Annotated in this window: 21 protein-coding genes; 19 read left to right on the top strand and 2 right to left on the bottom strand. The window is 43.7% G+C overall.

Translation table 11 applies throughout. The features are described from left to right. Window positions 1-62 precede the first annotated feature (62 nt). From DW650_RS06625 to DW650_RS20000, 3 genes are all read left to right on the top strand, one after another. Window positions 63-416, top strand: coding sequence for a hypothetical protein (locus DW650_RS06625; protein WP_008396637.1), 354 nt, complete (start codon window positions 63-65; stop codon window positions 414-416). Between the two features lie 15 nt (window positions 417-431). Continuing rightward, window positions 432-656 (top strand): hypothetical protein, encoded by a 225-nt coding sequence (locus DW650_RS06620; RefSeq protein WP_118209408.1) that lies wholly within the window; start codon window positions 432-434, stop codon window positions 654-656. A 68-nt stretch (window positions 657-724) separates the two neighbouring features. Continuing rightward, a complete protein-coding gene (locus DW650_RS20000) occupies window positions 725-1,768 on the top strand; it encodes a GH25 family lysozyme (protein ID WP_243102876.1) in 1,044 nt (347 codons plus the stop codon). Between the two features lie 247 nt (window positions 1,769-2,015). Here DW650_RS20000 and DW650_RS06605 read toward each other — a convergent pair whose 3' ends face one another. Further along, on the bottom strand, window positions 2,016-2,225 hold the full coding sequence (locus DW650_RS06605; RefSeq protein WP_008396630.1) for a helix-turn-helix domain-containing protein: 210 nt from the start codon (window positions 2,223-2,225) through the stop codon (window positions 2,016-2,018). Here DW650_RS06605 and DW650_RS06600 point away from each other — a divergent pair. The 8 genes from DW650_RS06600 (at window position 2,224) to hcp (ending at window position 13,936) form a co-directional block, all read left to right on the top strand. Then, the gene (locus tag DW650_RS06600; protein ID WP_118209407.1) at window positions 2,224-2,592 is read left to right on the top strand and encodes a hypothetical protein; all 369 of its coding nucleotides are present in this window, start codon (window positions 2,224-2,226) and stop codon (window positions 2,590-2,592) included. The genes DW650_RS06605 and DW650_RS06600 overlap by 2 nt on opposite strands. Window positions 2,593-3,353: 761 nt before the next feature. Next, window positions 3,354-4,394, top strand: a complete 1,041-nt coding sequence (locus DW650_RS06595) for an IS30 family transposase (protein ID WP_117483616.1) — start codon at window positions 3,354-3,356, stop codon at window positions 4,392-4,394. A gap of 675 nt (window positions 4,395-5,069) precedes the next feature. Beyond that, window positions 5,070-5,369, top strand: a complete 300-nt coding sequence (locus DW650_RS06585) for a hypothetical protein (protein WP_118209405.1) — start codon at window positions 5,070-5,072, stop codon at window positions 5,367-5,369. 56 nt (window positions 5,370-5,425) lie between these two features. After that, window positions 5,426-6,889, top strand: a complete 1,464-nt coding sequence (locus DW650_RS06580) for an extracellular solute-binding protein (protein ID WP_118209491.1) — start codon at window positions 5,426-5,428, stop codon at window positions 6,887-6,889. Window positions 6,890-6,933: 44 nt separating this feature from the next. Then, window positions 6,934-10,827 carry a response regulator gene (locus DW650_RS06575; RefSeq protein ID WP_118209404.1) on the top strand — a complete coding sequence of 1,298 codons (3,894 nt, stop codon included), beginning with the start codon at window positions 6,934-6,936 and terminating at the stop codon, window positions 10,825-10,827. Between the two features lie 55 nt (window positions 10,828-10,882). Continuing rightward, complete coding sequence (locus tag DW650_RS06570) at window positions 10,883-11,941, top strand: iron-containing alcohol dehydrogenase family protein (RefSeq protein ID WP_117922364.1); 1,059 nt, start codon at window positions 10,883-10,885, stop codon at window positions 11,939-11,941. Window positions 11,942-12,051: 110 nt separating this feature from the next. After that, on the top strand, window positions 12,052-12,240 hold the full coding sequence (locus tag DW650_RS06565; RefSeq protein ID WP_118209403.1) for a hypothetical protein: 189 nt from the start codon (window positions 12,052-12,054) through the stop codon (window positions 12,238-12,240). 19 nt (window positions 12,241-12,259) lie between these two features. Beyond that, the gene (gene hcp / locus DW650_RS06560) at window positions 12,260-13,936 is read left to right on the top strand and encodes a hydroxylamine reductase (RefSeq protein ID WP_118209402.1); all 1,677 of its coding nucleotides are present in this window, start codon (window positions 12,260-12,262) and stop codon (window positions 13,934-13,936) included. A 12-nt stretch (window positions 13,937-13,948) separates the two neighbouring features. On the opposite strand, the gene DW650_RS06555 is transcribed toward hcp, so the two are convergent. Continuing rightward, a complete protein-coding gene (locus DW650_RS06555) occupies window positions 13,949-14,749 on the bottom strand; it encodes an HAD-IIB family hydrolase (RefSeq protein WP_118209401.1) in 801 nt (266 codons plus the stop codon). Window positions 14,750-15,023: 274 nt separating this feature from the next. Here DW650_RS06555 and DW650_RS06545 point away from each other — a divergent pair, with 274 nt between their 5' ends. The 8 genes from DW650_RS06545 (at window position 15,024) to DW650_RS06515 (ending at window position 22,321) form a co-directional block, all read left to right on the top strand. Further along, window positions 15,024-15,470 (top strand): subtilin biosynthesis sensor protein SpaK, encoded by a 447-nt coding sequence (locus DW650_RS06545; protein ID WP_117922368.1) that lies wholly within the window; start codon window positions 15,024-15,026, stop codon window positions 15,468-15,470. Between the two features lie 22 nt (window positions 15,471-15,492). Continuing rightward, window positions 15,493-16,137, top strand: a complete 645-nt coding sequence (gene pcp, locus DW650_RS06540) for a pyroglutamyl-peptidase I (RefSeq protein WP_118209400.1) — start codon at window positions 15,493-15,495, stop codon at window positions 16,135-16,137. Window positions 16,138-16,377: 240 nt separating this feature from the next. Then, on the top strand, window positions 16,378-17,376 hold the full coding sequence (locus DW650_RS19995; protein WP_243102875.1) for a hypothetical protein: 999 nt from the start codon (window positions 16,378-16,380) through the stop codon (window positions 17,374-17,376). Between the two features lie 60 nt (window positions 17,377-17,436). Continuing rightward, the gene (locus tag DW650_RS19990) at window positions 17,437-17,937 is read left to right on the top strand and encodes an HlyD family efflux transporter periplasmic adaptor subunit (protein WP_243102874.1); all 501 of its coding nucleotides are present in this window, start codon (window positions 17,437-17,439) and stop codon (window positions 17,935-17,937) included. Further along, the gene (locus DW650_RS06530; RefSeq protein ID WP_118209399.1) at window positions 17,934-19,382 is read left to right on the top strand and encodes an efflux RND transporter periplasmic adaptor subunit; all 1,449 of its coding nucleotides are present in this window, start codon (window positions 17,934-17,936) and stop codon (window positions 19,380-19,382) included. Before DW650_RS19990 ends, DW650_RS06530 begins: the two co-directional genes overlap by 4 nt. Continuing rightward, window positions 19,379-20,830, top strand: coding sequence for an ABC transporter permease (locus DW650_RS06525; RefSeq protein ID WP_118209398.1), 1,452 nt, complete (start codon window positions 19,379-19,381; stop codon window positions 20,828-20,830). The genes DW650_RS06530 and DW650_RS06525 overlap by 4 nt, the downstream gene beginning before the upstream one ends. 256 nt (window positions 20,831-21,086) lie before the next feature. After that, on the top strand, window positions 21,087-21,554 hold the full coding sequence (locus DW650_RS06520; RefSeq protein WP_243102873.1) for a hypothetical protein: 468 nt from the start codon (window positions 21,087-21,089) through the stop codon (window positions 21,552-21,554). A 74-nt stretch (window positions 21,555-21,628) separates the two neighbouring features. Then, window positions 21,629-22,321 (top strand): ABC transporter ATP-binding protein, encoded by a 693-nt coding sequence (locus tag DW650_RS06515; protein ID WP_118209396.1) that lies wholly within the window; start codon window positions 21,629-21,631, stop codon window positions 22,319-22,321. Window positions 22,322-22,580 lie beyond the last annotated feature (259 nt).

Raw genomic sequence — 22,580 nt, 5'->3', positions numbered from 1 at the left:
AATTAAATCAGAATTAAGGACCGTCCGGACAGGGCGGTCTTTTTAGAGAGGAGGTGCAGCGCATGGATGTGACAGCAATCATCGTGGCAGCGAGTATCCCATCGGCACTGACTGGCTTCTTTTTCTGGCTCATCGAGCAGAGTATACAGAAGCGTGCCGACAAGGAAAAAGCAGAGCGGGAAGAACGGCAGAAGGAAGTAGATGCCAGAGAGCAGATCCGAGAGAAGAATGAACTCTGCATCATCAACTGCGTCAATGCTTCCCTGGCACTCGGAGAAGCGACAGCCAGAGCGGTGCAGAGAATCCCGGACGCACACTGCAATGGGGATATGCACGCAGCACTCGACTACGCTCAGAAGGTCAAGCATGAGCAGAAGGACTTTTTGAACGAACAGGCACTTAAACAAATTGTATAACAGGAGGACAAAGCAATGAAGAAAATCGACTGGGTAAGAAAACTCACAAGCAGAAAACTGTGGACGGCAGTGGCATCATTTGTCTCAATGATGATCCTCGCCACAGGCGGAACAGATAACACGGCAACGCAGGTAACTGCACTGATTATGGCAGGAGCGTCCGTGGTGGCTTACATCATCGGGGAAGGCTTGACCGACTCCGCTAACATCGGTGCTTCGGATGATACCGAGGAACAGTAACAGGAAACATACGCAGCAGGGCGGCCAGTAGGCTGCCCTATTTTATTACAGAAAGTGAGGAAACAGATATGGCAATCAAAGGTATGGACATTTCATATTGGCAGGGCAATGTAGACTTTGCCAGAGTAGCAGCAGACGGCATCAAGTTCGCAATCCTCCGTGAAGGATACGCACAGACGGTAGACGCAAAGTTCCGCCAGTATGTGGATGGCTGTAGAAAGAATGGCATCGAGATCAAGGGAGTATATCATTTCAGTTATGCACTCAACGCAGAACAGGCAGCGCAGGAGGCGGCATTCTGCATCAAGCAGATGGAACAGGCAGGTCTCGGAAAAGATGTGATCGTATTCTACGATTTTGAGTACGACACCGTAAAGAAAGCCAAGGCAAAGGGAGTGACCCTCGGAAAGAATGAGTGCATCGCATTCACAAAGGCATTCTGTGAGTACGTGGAAAGCCACGGATACAAGGCAGGTGTTTATTCCAACATCGACTACCACAGAAATATGTATTCGGACGAAGTGCTCTCCAAGTATGTGTACTGGCTCGCAGATTACACAGGATCTCCGGACTATGACTGCGCATTCCACCAGTACACCAGTTCCGGAACAGTAAGCGGCATCGATGGCAAGGTAGATATGGACTACTACTACGGAGAGGAAACCAAAGAGAACCAGGGCGAGAAGAAATCCGTCATTGAGGTGGCAAAGGAAGTGCTTGCAGGAGACTGGGGAAACGGAGATGACCGCAAGAATAGACTGGCTGCTGCCGGATATGACTACGCAACGGTGCAGGCAGAAGTGAACCGCCTTGCAGGAGCAACCTCCGCACCGAAAAAGAGCGTGGCAGAAATCGCCAAGGAAGTCATTGCAGGACAGTGGGAAAATGGCGATGACAGAAAGAACCGCATCAAGGCAGCAGGATATGACTACGATGCAGTCCAGAAAGAGGTCAATGCACAACTTGGAGTAAAACCGCAGAAAAGCATTACTGAGGTAGCCAAGGAAGTGATCGCAGGTAAGTGGGGCAACGGCGAAACCAGAAAGCAGAAGCTGAAGGCAGCCGGATACGACTACGCAGCCGTGCAGAAGAAGGTCAATGAACTTCTGTAATTAGCGATTGACTTATAAAAAGAGTGGAGGTATGATGTGCCGCAGAGGGGGTTCTAAAGGGGGTAAGCACTCGGACGATGTGACCGACATAAATGTCGGGAACACTGCAATGCAGAACCCAGAGCGTGGCACACCGTGACCGCCAGAATAAGACGAAAAGCAACCCAGTGGAACAAACGCCCACTGGGTCTTTTTTATTGCCTAAATGGGGCGGATTTGAAAGCAAAAGAAAAAACAGGGGCAATGATTACCCCTGCGGAAAGATAAAGATTTTATAGACTTGCTCCGGGGTAAGAGAATACCTCCGGGCAATGAGACGGATATACTTCAGAGCGAATTCGCCACGACCATTCCAGATGGTGGAGAAGTTCGGAACGGACATACCAATGGCCGCAGCCAAGTCCTTATTTTTATCTCCGTGAGCACGCATGATCGGCTCAAGCAATTCTTTATTCATGAGACAACACCTCCCTGCAGGAGAACCTGCTGACATTGTCAGAGCAGGAATCCGAAATCACAAGGCGAACCAGAACATCGCCAAACTTGTCAGTAATATCGAGCACACGAACACCAGTCCCTATGCCGACCTTGCCGGAATCAGAGAACCGACATCTATCATCAACCGCCCACTCGTCCACGGTAACACCGAGGTCGGTGCGGCACTTATCAATATAAATCATTTTATCAGATCCTTTCAGATTTTATCGCCGGAGTTTTACCGCCGGAAATTTATCGCCGTTTTTCAAAAAAGGAACAATAAGCCATGTCGCCCATCGGTCTCGCCCGACTGGAGAGAGCGTCCAGTGTTACGGTACACCAGATAAGACCTCGTGCTCGGCTACACACCACCTAACCCTTTCTCTGCAACGCAGGAAACAAAATCAACGAGTTGCGATAGGCAATCGGTAAAAACCAATAACTCCTCCTACCTTTAAGGCTTTCACATTAAAAACCAGGCAAACTTGTCAGACATCACTCAGACATGGCATTGTCCTTTGCTCCCCTCACGCTTCCGCCTTCTGGACTTGGGACCAGACATCGGTGGGTTAGAGCCGGAGCAGATGCACTGCCCCGGACGGACCGGCTACATTCTGGAAAGCAGGAGAAGCAGACCAAAAACCACGATAAGCAACTCCGCTATCCGAAAAGCCAGAACCGAAACTGAAACACATAACCGTTTCATTGACAAGACCTCCAATCGTGTGGTATATTTTGAGAAGCAAGGGAGAGAGGTGGACCCCTCCCCCAAGCCATCATCATAAGATGATGAATCGGATAACCGCTACGAGCGTTCCGATTTCCAATGCAAGCTGAGTAAGGGCTCGAACAACTTTACTCAGCTTATTTATTTTAGAAACCAAATCATCCAAATTCATCGGATACACCTCCTTTCCTTTAGGTTGTCTGTATATTACCTTGGGTTGCGGAGGTATTCAAGTCTTTTATAACCCATAAATTCAACAAAAATATAACCATAAAAGCACCACTTCTTTGTTGGTATCTTATCCTTATTTATAAGTGTTTTGTTATTGAAATTTATAACTTTAACACCGATAATAGTAGAAAGAGACAAGGAGGTGCTGCCATGCGCAGATTTAAACAGTTATCCAGAGCCGACAGGCTGAAATTAGAAGCACTGCTGAAAGCAGGACACGGCAAACAGGAAATCGCTGACCAGATAGGAGTCCATGTCAGCACCATATACCGTGAGATAAAGAGAGGAACATACACACATACCAATTCAGATCTGACAGAGGAAGAACGGTACTCCCCAGACATCGCAGAGGATAAGTATCAACAGAACCTGCGAGATAAGGGTCCAGACCTTAAGATAGGCAAAGACCACAGACTGGCAGAGTACATAGAAACAAAGATAGCAGAGGACGGATACTCACCCGGAGCAGTCCTCGGAGAAATTAAAGCCAAGGGGTTGGAGTTTGAAACAGAGATTAGCAAGCCGACCCTTTACAGTTACATCGACAAGGGGATATTCCTCACAATCACAAATAAGGAACTCCCAGTAAAAGGCAGACGGAAAAAGAAGAATAAGAAAGTACGCAGGCAGGCGAGAGCCAACGCAGGCACAAGCATAGAGAAGCGGCCAGAGGACATCGACACCAGAGAGGAATTCGGACACTGGGAGATGGACACAGTGGTAGGTAAAAGAGGGGAAAGCAAACACAGCCTTCTGGTACTGACAGAGAGAAAGACCAGGAACGAACTCATATACCTTTTATATGAGCACACGACTGAGCAGGTCTGCAAGCGACTGGATCAATTAGAAGCGGAATGGGGAGAGCGATTCGGGCAGGTGTTCAAGACCATAACCGTGGACAATGGCTCGGAGTTCGCTGACTGGGAGGGAATGCAGCAGTCGGCAGCAGATGAGTCCGAAAAGAGAGTGACCGTGTTCTACTGCCACCCATACTGCTCCTTTGAGCGTGGCAGCAACGAAAACCAGAACCGACTGGTGCGCAGGAAGATACCAAAGGGAGAGAACTTCGATGACCGGACAGAGGACGATATCCAGAGGGTAGAGGACTGGATCAACGACTACCCAAGGGAGATGTTCGGATGGAAAACCTCCGGCGAATTGTTCCAGGAAGAACTGGCAAGACTGGCATAAATAGAGTAGAATAAGCAGAGAGCAAAACGAAAAGAGGGGTAGTCTGTGCAAATTTACCAACAAAACGCAAACAGAGTTGTGCAAAATGATGAAATGATGTTTCGCAAGTAAAGTTTTGCATTTATTGCTTGACTTTTCATTTACTGGCTGCTCTGTAGTTTGGCATTGCTATGAAATATCAGGTATGTTACAATGAACCCGGATAACAGCCTTTAATGGGATACTAAAATATAGGAACAGGGTATCTTTGAAAGAAGGTGCATTGTTCCTTTTTACAATAGGATAAGGAGTAAGAAAAATGTTTTACAGTCAGTCAACGCAGGTAGAATTGCTTTTCTGCGGTTGTCTTTTTTTGCCTGATAACAGCATTATGTATGTATTTAAGTAATAATTTTGATAAGAAAAAGAGAAAGTGGCTGCTTTTGATGCAAGTGTCTACTGCGGTACTTCTTTTTAGCGATGCTTTTCTGTATTGTTATTTTGATGCAGACAATTTTTATTACAGGAATACAGGATTTGTGATTTCTCTTCTGTTTCCGGTAGTGTCAATGCTTATCGATCGGTCATTATTGGTACAGTTCCGAAAAAATATCCGGAAAAAGATTTTTGTGTCTATGCTTTCCTATATCTACAACGTTAAATCAGTGCGTTAAAGAATTGTCATCAGATCCGGATATGGATGTAGCAATCCAGAATCTGCTTGGTGTTATTAATGCATATTTTCGAGCAGACAGAACCTATATTTTTGAAATATCGGCAGATGGAAAAACTTTAAAAAATACATATGAATATGTCAGTGATGGGGTTTCTGCACAGATTGAAAATTTACAGGAAGTGCCAATTGATGTTATATCTGTATGGATAGATCATTTTCAAAAGGATGAAGTATATTTTATGTCGACGGTAGAGCAGGAAAAGGGGTCTGAATCCTACGAGATGCTGCAGGAACAGGATGTAATATCATCTGCAGAATGACGAAAAGAATGAATGAAGGGGCAGATGGAGCCTTTACGAAAGAAAAGAGGAAAGTTATGAAAAGATGGAGCGTTGCAGTACTGATGATCACATTGTCCATGCCGTTTTTTGCAGGATGTGGAACGTCGCAGAATAGTGGGACTGCAAAGGTAAAGTTAGATCCGGACAATCCGGTATCACTTACGGTCTGGCATTATTACAACGGAGCACAGCAGGCTACTTTTGATACGCTTGTGGAAGAATTTAATGCAACGGTAGGAAAAGAAAAAGGAATTTATGTGGAAGAATACAGCCAGGGTTCTGTTTATGATTTAGAACAGGCGGTTCAGAGTGCGATCAAAGGAGAAGTGGGGGCAGATGATCTGCCGGATATTTTTTCGTCCTATGCTGATACGGCGTATTATGCACAGCAGGAGGGTAAATTAGTTGATCTGACACAGTATTTCAGTGAAGATGAATTATCTTCTTATGTGGACTCTTATATTGAAGAAGGATATTTTCAGGATGATGGTGCACTGTATCTTTTGCCGGTTGCAAAATCAACAGAAATCATGATGATCAATAAAACGGACTGGGAGCCGTTTGCAGCAGAGACAGGATCTTCATTGGATGAATTAAAGACGATTGAAGGAGTCGTTGATGTAGCTGAGCACTATTATGAATGGACAGATGCAAAGACACCGGATATTCCAGATGATGGAAAGGCATTTTACGGCAGGGATTCCATGTCTAATTATTTCATTATCGGAATGAAACAGATGGGAAAAGAAATCTTTGAAGTAAAAAATGGAGAGGTAACATTAAATACAGATAAAGAATCTATGCGTCGTCTGTGGGATGATTATTATGTGCCATATGTGAAGGGATATTTTGAATCTTACGGAAAATTTCGTTCAGATGACGTGAAAACAGGAGATATTCTTGCATATACCGGAGCTACATCTTCGGCAGTATATTTCCCGGATAATGTAGAAAATGGAGAGGAGAGTTATCCGATCGATTACATTATTCAGGATGCGCCGATCATGCAGGATGGAGAAAATTATATGGTGCAGCAGGGGGCAGGAATGGCTGTTACAAAGTCAGATGATGCACATGAATATGCATCCTGTGTATTTTTAAAATGGATTACAGAGAAAGAGCAGAATCTCCGTTTTGGCTGTGCTTCGGCATATCTTCCGGTTTTAAAAGAGGCAAATAAAGTTGAAACATTAGATAAGGTTATCAAAGATAATAATATAGAGATCAATGAAAAGTCTTATGATTGTCTGAAATACATCTTAGAGAATTTTGATCAGAAGAAATTTTATACACCGAAAAGTTTCAGAAAGGGGTATGATGCGAGAAAAATCTTAGACTATAATTTGTCTGATAAGGCAGTTGAGGATAAAACTGCAATCGATGCAGCTATTGCAGAGGGAACCTCAAGGGATGAAGTATTAGAATCATATCTTTCAGATGAGGCATTTGAAAACTGGTACAATGATTTTTGCAGTTCTCTTTCTGCTGCAGCAAAATAGTGTGGAAATAAACTGAGCAAATGAGACGGACAGGTAAGGATTGCATGGGGAAAAAGAAAAAGACTTTATTAAAAATATTTTTGATACCGATTCTGGGAATTGTTCTGATTGAGGGGATCGTGCCGTTCCTTACATTGGTTTTCAGCGGGATAAAGTCGAATCTGGAGGAGAATAATATACGTGTTGTAAACCATATTGTAGAGAACAGACAGGTGGTTCTTGAAAATGATATGGTGGAGAAGTGGCGCTCTGTTTATAAGAAAAGTGATGAATTAAACAGTGATCTGTCACAGGTACTTGATGATAATCATGCGGATGTCGGGCAGTTTCTGAAATCAAAAGAGATTCAGGAACAGTATTTAGAAACAGTATTTCCTGACATGGTAGATGAACTCCAATATAATATGACTTCCGGTATTTTTCTGATCCTTGCAAATGACAGTCCCGTGAATGAGGAAGCAGAATACAGAGGCTTTTTTGTGAGGGATTCTGATCCGCAGGCAAAAACGGAGTCTAATGCAGACCTTTTATTGGAGCGTGGAAATAAAAGGTTGTCCCATAATCTGTCCATTTCTTTAGACAGTGCATGGAGTACAGATTTTCATTTTACAGGAAATGGAAACCGTGATGCGGATAATTTTTTTTACAGGCCTTATATGCAGGCAGTCCGGAATACCAAAGTGAATATGAGGGATTTAGGATACTGGGCAAAGACATTTATTTTGGAAGATCATTATATGGACAGCCATCAGATGATCACTTATTCAGTACCGCTGTTATATGAAGGAACGGTTTATGGGGTGGTAGGAGTAGAGATCAGTCTTAACTATCTTTCGAATTATTTCTCTGTCAGGGATCTGGATGGTGATTTAAATGCCGGATATGCGCTTATGATCCAGAATGCAGAAGGAAAATATGAGAGTGTTGTTGGAAAAGGCGCTTTGTATGATATTGTATATAGAGATAATCATGCATTGGAATTTAAGGCAGATGCAGGAGATGAATTGTGCAAAATCACCGGGGCACAGATGGGAAAACAGGATATTTATGTGGTAACAAAGCCGTTATCACTTTACAGTAATAATGTGCCGTATGATGATGCTGACTGGGTATTGTGTGGATTTGTCACAGAAGATTCTATTTATGGGATCGGAAGAAAAGTCTATATTAAAATGATCACGGCAATCATAAGCGGTGCACTGTTTGCAGCAGTTTTAGTATACTGTCTGATCCGTTATGTTACAAAGCCGGTATACCGTCTGATGGAAAGTGTACGTGGCGGAGTTACCGGGATTCGTGATTTTAAAAATTCAAATATTCTTGAAATTGACGAATTACATGGAGTGATCGAAAATCTGACCGATGAACAGATGCAGACGGAAACACAGCTTCTGGAAGAAAAAGAAAGATATCGGATCGCAGTTGAGAGTTCACAGGATATATTTTTCACGTATCGTAAGAAAGAAAAAATATTAGAAGTTGTAAACAGCGGTAATTTTGATGGTATCTGGGATTGTGTGAAACATCCGGAGTGGGTAGATAACGGATATATTTATCCGGAGGACAGGGAACGTGTTGTGTATCATGTTCTCAATGCAAAAAATGAGCTCAATATTGATTTTCGGATGCGTTACAGGGCGGGAGACGATTATACCTGGGTAAATCTGTCCGGAAGTGTTATGCTGGACGAAGCAGGGGAGTCAGAGCGTGTAGTTGGCTGTATTCACAACATACAAAAGAGAAAACTTCTTGAAGAAGAACAGAGAAAGAAACAGCTTTTAGATCCGGTCACATTATTTTACCGTCTGGAATATGGTCTGGAAGCAATGAGAACAGCGCGTGAAAAATGCCCGGAAGGTGTTACTGCTATTATTGATATCTGTCATTTCACGAAAGTGAATGAGCAGTATGGACTGATTTTTGGAGATATTTTATTAGAACAGCTTGCCGGAGAGCTCGTAACAGAATGTGGTAAGCAGAATTTCAAAAATGTCATCTATATAAGAGCAGGTGCAGATCAGATGCTGCTATGGCTCCCTGATGTGCAGACATCACAGGTAAAAGCAATGATTGAAAAGGTCCGGCAGGATTTTACGGCACTGACAGATGAGAAATTGCTTACATTGAATTTAAAATGCGGTATTACGCGTGTAATGGCAGATGATCGGGAAGAAGACAGTAAACAGCAGGCAGGAAAGGCATTAGCAGCTGCAAAGCATAGTCGTTATGACATTATGATTTATCAGGAACTTTCGGAGAATGAAAAAAGTATGCAGGCAGATGCCACATTCCGGGAGATCGCTTCCGTTGGCAGGTTAAAACAGATGAACCTTTCCTCTATAGCGATCAATCTATGTGACAGAGAAGGAGAACTTGCAGTCATACTTGATATTCTTTCATTGAAGTTAAAAGAAAAATATAATCTTGCAAATCTTGTCATTGCAAGTTTTAACAGGGAATATCTGGTAAACAGCCTGTTATATAACTGGAAAGATACAGAAAACTTTCAGAACTGGGATGGAGTCAGTCGTTGTTCCGGTTCAGAATACCAGCAGTTTATTGAAAATAAGAAAGTGCAGGAGATACTGCCGGTTACGGAAGAAGTTTTAAGGGATCCGACACTGGGAAAATTTGCAGACCGGACGGATGGAGTACTCTATCATATGGCTGACAATGGTTCTTATGCAGGAAGTATCCTGTTTATGGGTATTGATCAAAAAATACTGGATAATGAGGAAGACCGGAAGAATTTAAATGAAATAGGATCTATTATCCAAAATAAGATCAATCTGCAGCGTCATGATCTTGCAGCAAAAGCAAAATCAGATTTCCTGGCACGAATGTCTCATGAGATCCGCACACCGATGAACGGAATTATCGGTATGGCAGAGATCGCTCTGAGAGATGGACAGGAAGAAAAACGACGTATTGACTGTCTGAACAAAATTAAAAATTCTTCTAATTATCTGCTTGGATTATTAAATGATATTTTAGATATGTCAAAGATCGAAAGCGGAAAAATGAAGCTTGTGTCAGAACAGGCAGATTTAGCTAAAATGATACGGGGACTTGAGCCTTTGCTTGAATCGAAGATTGCAGAGAAAAACATCCGGTTTTCACAGAATATTGAGCTAAAGAATGACTGGTTCATCTGTGATGAACTCCGGATCAACCAGGTACTTGTGAATCTGCTTGGAAATGCTGTCAAATATTCCAATATGGGTGGTCATGTGAAACTGACTGTTCGTGAAATGCAAAAGATGGCAGAATTATCGGAGATTTATTTTGAGGTCAGCGATGATGGAATCGGCATTGCGGAAGATAAGCAGCATCTGATCTTCCAGAGCTTTGAGCAGGCAGATACATCTGAAAATGCGAGAATACAGGGAACCGGTTTAGGACTTGCGATCAGCAGCCGCCTTATTCATATGATGGATTCACAGATACAGTTACAAAGTGCACCGGGAAAAGGCAGTACATTTTATTTTACACTGCAGTTAAAACCAGTGGAGAAGAGCCGGCTGCAAGAGAAAACACCTGATCTATCCAGGGATTTCACCGGAAAAAGGGTTCTTGTAGTGGAGGATAACGCACTGAATATGGAAATCGCGCGTACTCTTTTAGAAACATTTGGCATTGAGGTGGAGGAAGCATATAATGGTAAAGAGGCAGTGGAAGGTGTGCGCACTACACCGCCAGGATATTATGATCTGATTCTGATGGATATTATGATGCCTGAAATGGATGGACTAGAGGCAACACGCACGATCAGGCAGATTGACAGGGAAGACTTAAAAACACTTCCGATCATTGCAATGAGTGCAAATGCATTTGACGAGGACGTAAAACGTTCAATCGCAAGTGGTATGAATGGTCACCTGTCGAAGCCGGTCAATGTCAGTCTGCTAAAGGAAACACTTGCATCCGTATGGGGCTGAGATTTATTGGTTAAAATAATTAAGAGATACAGGAAATTGAAAAAGGAGAGGCAGAATGCAGGCAGGAAAAGGTATTTCAATACCGTCAATTTTAAAAGTAGGAAAAGGTGCTTTAGCAAGGATTGGAAGTTATTTAAAGAAAGAAGGAATCGAACAGGTCGTCATCTTTTTTGGAAATGGTCTGATCGATCTGTTTGGTACAGACGTGATGGCTTCCCTGAAACAGGAGGAGATCAGGGTTTTAGAATATAGTGAGTTAGATACGGTAGATATTGATGATATCATAACGCTGGCATTTGCCATGCCAAACAAGACACAGGCAGTCATTTCCATCGGCGGAGGAAAGGTCATCGATGCCGGAAAGTATGCAGCTTTTTTACGGAATATTCCATTTATCAGTGTACCGACTTCAAGTTCAAGTGATGGATTTTCCAGTGCAAGCGCATCACTTCTTGTCCATGGAAAGCGGACTTCCGTTCCGGCAAGGCTTGCTTATGGCATTATCGTGGATACACAGATCATACGGACTGCACCGGAGAAGTTTATTTATTCCGGGATCGGTGATATGCTCTCAAAGATCACAGCTATTTATGACTGGATCTATGAGGAAAAGTGTGGTTACAGTGAGGTAAATGATTTTGCGGTGATGATCGCAAAAAAGGCGGTCAACAGTTTTGTGCGGACGCCGTATGAGAGCATTAAAGATGAACTGTTCTTAAAAGAGCTGGTCGATTCACTTGCCATGAGCGGGATCGCTAATGAGATCGCAGGAAGCAGTGCACCGACGAGCGGAAGCGAGCATCTGATCTCACATGCATTAGATAAAATATTAGAGATACCGCAGTTACATGGAATCCAGGTTGGCATTGCGACCTATATCATGAGTAAAGTGCAGGATCACCGTTATGTGCGTGTTGAGACGGTTCTTAGGGAAACCGGATTTTTTGATTACGCAGCGACACTTCAGATGAAACGTGATGATTTCATCCGGGCAATCGATATGGCACCGTCCATCAAACCGTTCCGTCACACTTATCTGCATGAGGAGAGTTACCGGGAGGCGGCAAAGAAACTGGTGCGTGAGGATGAAGTTTTAAGCAGAGTACTTGTATAAAACCGGCAATAACCGGGAAAACTTAATAAAAATACAAAAGAGAAAGTAAATGTTCATATTTGGAGCATTTACTTTTTTTGTGAAAAAAATCGGGAGGAAAACAGGTATATATGATTAAAGAAGATGGTTTACCGGTAGGACTTGGGTTTGGACTGGCGATGAATGAGAAAGCATTAGGACAGTTTTCCATGATGACGGAAGATGAAAAAAGACAGGTTATTGATGCAGCGAGAAGTGTACAGACAAAAGAGCAGATGGACAAGATTGTAAAAGATATTGCGGATATGGAATTTTTTTAGAAAGATATGAGGATAAAATATGGGAAATAACATGGATTTGAACTATGAGATGTTCTGTTATCAGTGTGAGCAGACGGCGAATGGAAAGGGCTGCACAAAACTCGGCGTTTGTGGAAAGACACCGGAGATCGCAAATCTGCAGGATCTTTTGATCTTTCAGGTAAAGGGGATCAGCTGTTATGGAAAAGTGCTGATGGAAAACGGTGCACATATGGATAAAACGGTGGTAAGTTTTATTGAAAATGTGCTGTTTACAACACTCACAAATGTGAATTTTGATGTGGATGCACATTTGGAATTATTGCGTGAATCACAGAGAATCAAAGAGCAGGTCAGGGAAATGGCAGGAAAAAGCAGTAATCCGACCGCGCATGCAGCCTATGATCTGCCAGAGAGTAAAAGTGATATGTTGCGCGATGCACCTCTTGCAGGAATTATGTATGATAACACGTTAGATCCGGATATCCGTTCCCTGCGCCAGACGATCATTTATGGGTTAAAAGGTATCAGCGCGTACGGACATCAGGCGAGAGAACTTGGATATTACAGCGATGAGGTGGATGATTTTTATCTGTTAGGGCTTGAGGCGACCACAGATGACAGTCTGACGGTGGAAGAATTGATCCGTATGACAATGCGTACCGGGGAAATGGCACTTGCGGTTATGAAAAAACTCGATGAGGCAAATACGGAAATTTATGGGAATCCGTATCCGCACAAAGTGGATGTAACGATCAAAAAAGGCCCATTTATTATCGTTTCCGGACATGATCTAAAGGATTTAGAGATGTTGTTAGAGCAGACAAAAGACAAGGGTATCAATATTTATACACATGGTGAGATGCTGCCATGTCACGGCTATGAAGGGTTGAAAAAGTATCCGCATCTGGCTGGTAATTTTGGAGGTGCATGGCAGGATCAGCAGAAGCAGTTTGACAATATTCCGGGCTGTATCCTGATGACTACAAACTGTCTGATGCGTCCAAGAGAAAGTTATAAAGACCGTATTTACAGCACAAACGTGGTCGGCTGGGAAGGTGTAAAGCATATTGGAAAAAATGAAAAAGGGGAAAAAGATTTCAGTGAGATCATAAAGCAGGCGTTAGAGCTTGGAGGATTTAAAGAAGACCAGGAAAAACAGGAGATATTGGTCGGTTTTGGGCATGCTGCAACATTAAGTCAGGCAGATAAAATTGTGGAAGCGGTAAAGAGTGGACAGATCCGGCACTTTTTCCTGATCGGAGGCTGCGATGGTGCCAGACCGGGTAGAAATTATTATACGGAATTTGCCCGGATGGTGCCGAAAGACTGTGTGATCTTAACACTTGCCTGTGGAAAATACAGGTTTAACAAGCTGGACTTTGGGGAGGTGGCAGGATTGCCGAGACTTTTAGATGTCGGACAATGCAATGATGTATATTCAGCAGTTAAAATTGCGACGGCACTTGCAGACGCATTTGAAACGGATGTCAATGGTCTTCCACTTTCCATGATCGTTTCGTGGTATGAACAGAAAGCGGTGGCAGATCTTTTGGCACTTTTGAGTCTTGGTGTCCACGATATCTATCTTGGACCGACATTGCCAGCATTTTTAAGCCCGAATGTACTGCAGTATCTGACAGACACATTCCATTTAAGGCAGATCAGTAATGCCAGTGATGACATTAAGACCTGTCTGAAACAAAATATCGCATAAAAATAACACATACTATTGTTCGAAAAATCCAAGCTGCTCTAAGGCGTAAGCAATACCATTTTCGCTTGCGCGTTTGGTTACAAATGATACCTGATCAAACAGGGAAGCCGGGGAAGCATTTCCCATGGCAACGCTGTTTGGTACATAGGAGAGCATCGGCAGATCGTTGTTGCTGTCACCGATCGCATAGGCGGCGTTAAGATCTAAATGATAATAGTCGAGCACATACTGTATGCCGGTTGCCTTACTGTAGCCGGTCGGGACAAATTCGCGGAATGTACCGCCGCGGTCGATGCAGGTAAAATAAGGATCACTGACTTTGCGAAATTCCGCTAACTGATCGGGAGTCTGATACCAGATCACAAATTTATCGCAGAAGAAGTTCGGGTTTTCTAAATTTTCCGGCATATCATAGTCGCGGCTTACGAATGCTTCATACTGGCGTATGGCATCCGGGTGTGTAAGGGGTCTGCTTTTATCGAATGCTACTTCTTTTCTGGATTCGAAAAGGATATCCACATTTGTTTTTCGCGCTGCTTCTAAAAGCTGCATGGCAATGCTGTGCGTCTGGGCAACGTGCAGTGCTTCCGTGCCGGAGCAGAAAATGTTCGTGCCGCATCCGCAGACATAACCGTCAAAGCCGATCCGTCTGAAACGCGGTTCTACATTCTGAAAGCACCGGCCAGTATTGATAAACATCAGATGACCGAAGGTGCGTGCACGTCTTATTGCATGAATTACACTTTCAGGCAGTGAACCGTCGATCTCCGAAGTTAAGGTTCCGTCAATATCAAAAAAAGCGATTTTTTTCATAGATTCATCTCCGTAAAATAATCATGATAAATAAATCTGACCGAAAGAATTGTACGTTATTTTTTTCAAATTGTCAAAACGAAATAGAAGATGGTATAATGTGCGTAAGCAATGAGCAGTGCCACATGAGGGTAAAACAAAAAATGGCTGCTCGCAGACACTTTGTTGTTTTGCGCTCATGTGATAAGGCGAATGCCCGTCAGTCCGGAAAATCTCTGATTTTTCGGACGTGCATTTCGGACGAAAGCATATATGCAGAATGAGGAGGATTACCATGAAGTACCATACAATAAATGAACTGAGGAACTTTAATTTTAAGGAGGCATATATCGCACAGATCTGTGCTGTAAGCGGGATGTTTGAGATTGTATTTGATAATGTGACGATTCTGCCGGAGAATTCCTGTAACCGTGATATCAGGGAGATGCGTGCAAATGAGCTTGTCTTAAAGATCAGTGATCCGGTAATTGAGGCATTTGTGGAGGAAGGATATAAAGTCTACGATGCGAACGGTAACTTAAAAAAGAAAAATGAGGATGTCGTGATCCTGCCGGAAAATTATGCTGATAAATTCAAAGAGTTAGAGGGCTGTGAAGTATATTCTGTTGAACAGGAAAAAGGATGTTATATCATTTCTGTTGATACGGAGGATCATACATTTTTACTGCGCGTCAGTGGTTCCGGGGATACGGAAGAGTGGGATCGTTTTCTGAACAAATAACTGGAGATAAAGGAGTATTCCGATGAAAATATTAGTGACAGGGTTTGATCCGTTTGGCGGAGCATCGATCAATCCTGCATACGAGGCGGTAAAACTGCTCCCGGATAGGATAGAAGGAGCAGAGGTGCTCAAAATGGAGATCCCGACTGTGTTTGGAAAAGATGAGGAAGTCATAAGGACTGCTGTGGAAAAACATCATCCGGATGCTGTGCTATGTGTGGGACAGGCTGGTGGAAGATCCGGGATCACAGTCGAGAAAGTTGCCATTAATCTGATGGAAGCACGCATACCGGATAATGAGGGAAAGCAGCCGTCAGATGAACCGATCAAAGAGGATGGAGAGAATGCATACTTTGCTTCTATCCCGGTAAAGTGCATGGTGCAGTATATAAAAGAAGCCAAAATACCGGCGCGGGTTTCCTACACAGCGGGAACTTTCGTCTGCAATGACATCATGTATCGTGTCCTTTATATGATCGACAAAGAATATCCGCATATGAGAGGCGGGTTTGTACATGTCCCGTATCTGCCGGAGCAGACGCTCGATCTTCCGGAAGGAACACCAAGTATGTCGGCTGAGATGATAGAGGAGGCATTAGAGTATGGAATCCGGGCGATCATTGAGAATGAGGAAGATGTGAAGACGACAGGTGGAGAGATTCACTGATGAGATGACGGTGGTATGCGAAATATTACAGTTGAAATTATAAATAATAGAATGATAGAGCCGGAGCAGTGCGGATATGCGCTGCTCCGGCTCTTTGTAGTTTGCGGTATACGTTTCTGACACACATATTTAACGATTCTTTCACATAACCATCACATTACAATCAGCTGTTCTTTAAATTGCGATGTTATCTTTATACCGTTAAAACGGAGCACGTGAGTATGGAAAGTGAGGAAGATAATGAGAAAACCAGGAAAAAGAATGATGAGTGTGATCGCCGGCATTGCAGCTGTTTGTGTGATGACAGGTGGGATCGGGTATCAGGCGATAGCATCCGGAGCACAGACGAACAGTACAGAGCAGAATGAGAAAGGTCAGGATACAGATCAGCAGGAGAGTTCAGACGGCTCTTTTTCGGAAGATGGTACAACACAGATCGGTACAACAAGCCAGATGCCGGAATTTACGGTAAATGCAGTGACAATGACGGTAGAAGAGATATATGCCACATCCGGAGATACCGTGAGTAAAGGGGATGCCCTTTTTAAGCTGACGGATGAAAGCATGGAATCAGCAAAGGCATATTATGAAGAAGCCATTCATGACGCTGAAAATACGCTGAAAAAAGCAAAGGCAGATCTTGCAAGTGGACAACTTTCCGCAGAGAGCGCGAAGCAGGATTCCGATTTAACAGCACAGACTGCAGAGGAAAATTATCAGGCGCAGATAGATGCGCTAGATGCTGCAGTGGAAGAAAAAAAGGAAGCATATGATGAAGTAGTAGAACAGATATCTGAATATCAGACGAAGATTGATAACAATGACTATTATGTGGAATGTGCGATTGATGAGAAAAAGGCGGCAGTTGATGCGGCAGAGACGGCGTTGGCACAGGCACAGGATACGCTGACACAGGCGCAGGAGTCTGATAACAGCACAAGTCAGGCGGTATCAGCGGATTTGTCAAATATCAGGGAGCAGATCGGGGCAGGAGCAGATTCAGATACGCTGCTTTCCATTGTACAGCAGGCAGTGGATGATTACACGGCAAGAGAGCAGCAGTCTGATATACTTACGGCGGCACAGCAGGTGGCAGATGCGGCGCAGAGCAAACTCGAACAGGCACAGAAGGAATTTGATTCGGCAGTCGAGACTTACAATAAAAATGTAGAAGAAACCAATACAAAAATTACAGAACTGACAGAGAGTTTAGATAAACTGAAATCTGATTATGAATAGGCCGAGCGTGATGCAAAGACACAGAAAGCCGAACTGAAAAATGAATATGATACCGCTGTAGTGGAAGGTAAATATGCGGGAAGTACGTATGAGGCAACTGTTTCGGAACTGGAAAGTGCAGTGGAATCTGCACAGAATACACTTGATACATTAAAAGAAGAACAGACTGCACTGATTGCGTTGGAAAATGGTGTTGTTACTGCAGATGAGGATAGAACGATCGCAGCAGTGCCTTATGAGGCAGGAGATACGCTGCAGCCGGGTACTGCATTTGCGTTGTATTGTGATACACAGACGATCATGATCTCAGTGGAAGTGTCACAGGAGAAGGTAGCGCAGGTTCATGTTGGTGAAGAGGTATCTGTCATGATATCAGGAAACCGGGAAGGAGCAGTAACAGGAACTGTTTCATCGATCGCATCTTCGGCAACGACTGGAGAAAGTGTTTCTAATGTCACTTACGCGGTGATTATTTCAATTGACAATCCGGATGGAAAACTTGGTTCCGGTTCTTCCGCAACCGTTATATTCCAGGGAGAACAGGAGGAAAAAACAGAATGAAAAAGAAAAAGGTGGCAGTAATTCTTTCGTTAGGCGCAGCAGCCCTTCTTATGATAGGAGGGATCAGTGTATATGCACACCAGTTTTCGGACAGCGCGGAATCAGAGACTGTCTATAAAGAGACGACAGCGGGATATGGAACTCTTACAGTTGGAATTACGGAGAGCGGAAGCGTGACGATCGGAAGTATCTCACAGGATATGGACGAGGATATAAGTATATCTTCGGATTCAGGAAGTGGACAGACAAGTGGAACGCAGGCATCAGGAACGTCAACAGGTAATTCTTCGGTGGCGTTAGAGGTAGAGGAAGTGTATATTTCAGTTGGACAGCAGGTAAAGGCAGGCGATGCACTGCTGAAATTGACAGATGACAGTATTGAAAAATATCGGAAAAAATTAAAAGAAGCTGTGACGGAGGCTTCGGCAGATTATAACTCTGCAGCACTTAGTTTAGCGAAAGAAAAGGTAAGTGCCAGCTATTCTTATAACTTAAGTGTGGCAGAGGGAAGTGTGGCGCAGGAAGAATATGAGACAACGATCAGTGAACTGCAGGATGCAGTGGATGAAGCACAGGAAGCAGTGGATGAGTCACAGGCACTTCTTAATTATTATCAGGAAATGATCGATGGTGGCATGGATTTAAGTGAATCTCTCGCAACGGAACAGGAGAATTACAATAAGTTATATAACAAATTAAAAGCAGCAAAGAGTGCATATACCACAAAATCCGTTGAGGCAGAGAAAAAATATAAAGAAGCAATGTTAAACTATGAAAATGCAGACAGCCAGTACTCTGCAGATGTGACTGGTGTGGATGTTTCTGTGGAAACAGCGGAAGATACACTGACAGAAGCAAAAGAAGCATTAGCTGAGTTTGAAGAATTTGTGGGTGATGGCACGATCTATTCAGATTATGACGGTACGATCATGTCAGTCGGCTATGAGGCAGGAGATGATCTGTCCGCAGGTACGGATATTGTAACATTTGCGGACACGGATGCAGTGACGATGACAGTATCCGTTTCGGAGGAAGATATTTCCGGTATTGCGATCGGGGATGAGGTCATGATAGACCTTAACGCTTACGAAGACCAGACTTTTTCCGGCGAAGTTGAAAGTATCGATACTTCTGTATCAAGCGGTTCTTCCACGGTTTCTTATAATGTGACGGTAAAATTAAGCGGTGATGTGGATGGTATTTATACCGATATGACCGGAAATGTGACGTTTATTGAAAAACAGGTAACAAATGTTGTTTATGTTTCAAATAAGGCGGTCATCAACGAAGGAACTGCATCTTATGTGAAAGTCAAAAACAGTGATGGAACTATTGAAAAGAAAGAAGTTACGACCGGATTTTCTGACGGTGTCAATGTGGAGATCACGGAAGGACTTTCCGAGGGAGAAACGGTTCTGATAGAAAGTCAGGTGACAAACGAATGAAACCATCTGAATTATTAAGACTGGTCTGGATCAATATTACCCAGAATAAATTTAAAACGATCATGACTTCGATCGGTATCATTGTTGGTGCGGCGACGATCGTGATGGTGATCGCCATTGGAAAAGGTGGCCAGGAGGATGTGGCAGACCAGTTTAAAAACTTAAATGCAGGTGCGATCGATATTTCCTATGACGGTGGAGATAAAAATCGTGGTGGAAATCAGGATTCCGGTGATTCATCAGGTTCTGGTATGATGATGATGCCATCCGGTGGCGGGGCACCATCCGGCAGCAGTTCTTCCATGGTAGGCTCTGGTGGTTCTTCGAGAGGATTTTCCGGCGGCGGTGATTCCTTTGGTGGTGGTCCGTCTGGTGGAAATGGCGGCGGACCTGGTGGTGACGGAGGCGGCATGCCGGGGGGCATGGGAGGCTTCTTTGGCGGTGGAAGTGATATGGAAGACCGCATGAATCAGGAAAATATCACATTGGATGAAGATGATGTGGATGATATTGAAACCTTTGTTTCCGGAATTTCGGCGGCAACGATATCCTATACGACCAGATCTGCGGTGGATGGCGGGGATCTTGATGAGGCACAGACCTATTCGATCGCAGGAGTAAAAGATAATTATGCATCCATCAGTAATCTGAGTCTTGCAGTCGGGGATTTTATCACAGAATCTGATGATGAAAATAAAGAGAAAGTCTGTGTGCTTGGTGTATCTGTTGCAGAAGAAATTTTTGGAAGTGCGATCGATGCATATGGCAGTGTGATCTATATAGACGACCGTTCTTATGTGGTTAACGGAGTTCTGTCTTCCATGGGGACGGTGGCATCCGGCATCAGCCCGGATGATTCCATTTTTATTCCATATGCGACAGGGGTAAAATATTTAGTGGGAACAAATGTGAATCCGATGATCACTGTGATCGCAGAAGATGTAAGCAACGTATCCGGTGTCACGGAAGAAATCACAGAAGTACTTGCAACTTCCTATCCAAATGCAGAGTTTACTTTTGAGGATGCGGGAAGCAAGATGGAAGCTGCGTCGGCATCGAATGAAATTCTGACGATGCTTCTGATCGCAATGGCGGCTATCGTATTTGTGGTCGGCGGTATAGGAATTATGAATGTGCTGTTTGTGTCAGTCAAAGAGCGCACCAATGAGATCGGTATTTTAAAGGCAATCGGCTGTTCACAGAAAAATATTCTGTTTGAATTTTTGGCTGAAGCTGCAGCAATCAGCCTGATTGGGGGAGTGCTGGGCGTCATTGCAAGTCTGCTTGTCACCCCGGTGGCCAGATATCTTGGAGTACGTGTCGAACTGACGCCGGCGGCATTTCTGATCGCATTATTGTTTGCACTCATCACGGGAACACTGTTTGGATTCTATCCGGCATATAAGGCGTCGAAACTGGTGCCGGTGGAGGCACTTGGAGCAGAGTAAAGGTTGAAAAAGATTTTGAAAGATTTTGCAAAACTTTGCTGTAGGTTGTGGGATTTGTGACAGACCGACAGCTCCACAGTACCTTCGTATTCATTTGTTGGTCTGTCACAAAGAGTTTACGTTATAGAGAGTTTTGCAGGTTTTTCGAAATGCTTTAGAAGGGTAAAGGTATTTGATGAAGAAGAAAGTAACAGTTATAGTTATAGTTGTAATTTTAATAGTGATTATTCTCATTGGTGCAGGTGTGATGTGGCGGATGAGGAGAACAGAGGCAGAGGGAAGTTCGTTAGGGGATAATCAGAAGTATGTTTATGCGTATGTTTCGTCGATTGAGGGGAACGAGATAACTTATATGGAAGTGGATGAGTCAGTGGCGAAAGCGGCAGAAGAAAATGCGGATTCTGACAGTATGGAACAGGCTGGAAACAGACAGGCACCGGCGGATATGAGTGGTACGTCAACTGGACAGGACAGCAGTGACCAGGCAGGGCAGGTGCCACCAGATATGGACAGCACCAAGATGCCGTCAGACGCACCGGGTGGCATGTCAGATATGACAGGTGAGACAGTCACAACGCTGATTCCTGTTGGTGTAACCGTACATACTGCATCAGATACGGAAACTACCTTTTCACGTCTTGCCGCAGGTGATCTGCTTAAGATTTTGGTAGAAACAGACATAAGCGGCAATGATGTGATCGAAGAAATCTGGATGTTACAGTAATGTAAGCCGCATACAAAGAGTCATATATAAAGGGTTATACACATAATGAGTCACACACAAAGAAAGGAGCATATATGGACGCAGCACAGCATTTACCTGAAATCATCACCATGCAAAATGTTAACAAATCCTATAAAATGGGAGCTAATTCGCTGCATGTGTTAAAAGACATTTCACTGACCGTTGAAAAAGGGGAATATCTTGCTATCTTAGGACCATCCGGTTCTGGTAAAAGTACCCTGATGAACATTATCGGCTGCATGGATGTTATGGACGGGGGAACTTATAGTCTTGACGGTGTTGAGATTGAGATGGCAAAGGAAAAGGAACTGACTAATATCCGCAACCAGAAGATAGGATTTATTTTTCAGAAATATCATCTGATTCCAACTTATAATGTGCTTCAAAATATTGTTATGCCACTTTTAATGCGCGGGATGAATTTAAAAGAAGCAAAGGATGCAAGTATGGATACCATTGCAATGTTAGGGCTTGCAGAGCGTATCGATCATAAACCAAACGAACTTTCCGGTGGTCAGCAGCAGCGTGTTGCGATTGCACGTGCCTTAGTCGGTCAGCCGGCAATTCTGCTTGCAGATGAGCCGACCGGTGCCTTAGACCGCAACAGCGGAAAAGAAGTGTTAAAACTGTTTCAGCGGTTAAGTGATATGGGAAATACGATCGTTATGATCACACACGATCTGAGCGTTGCTGAACATGCGAAGAGAGTGGTGCGTATTGTGGATGGGGAACTCTATGAAAATTAAAAGTGGTATTCGGTTGGCTTGTGTGGTAGGATAATGAAAACTGACAAATGCTGGTTTGTGGGTGATATGAGTTTCCCTGTGTAGGGTGGTTCCGGGGGGTTACGATTGGCAAATTGCATCAAGCCGGGACTGTTTTGTTCCGTTGTACGAAAATAAGGCAAGTCTAAGTCAGCCTGATTTAATGTTTCTCGGAGTGACGTGTGCGTCTTAAACGCCCCGTCCGGGGGCATTAAGACTTGTGCTGCCGTCCGTGGCAGCA

Origin of the sequence: Roseburia sp. AM23-20, from assembly GCF_003470905.1 — a bacterium.
Classification (GTDB): domain Bacteria; phylum Bacillota; class Clostridia; order Lachnospirales; family Lachnospiraceae; genus Roseburia; species Roseburia rectibacter.
Note: the sequence above shows the minus strand (reverse complement) of the source record. Positions and strands in the feature narration are given on the sequence as shown.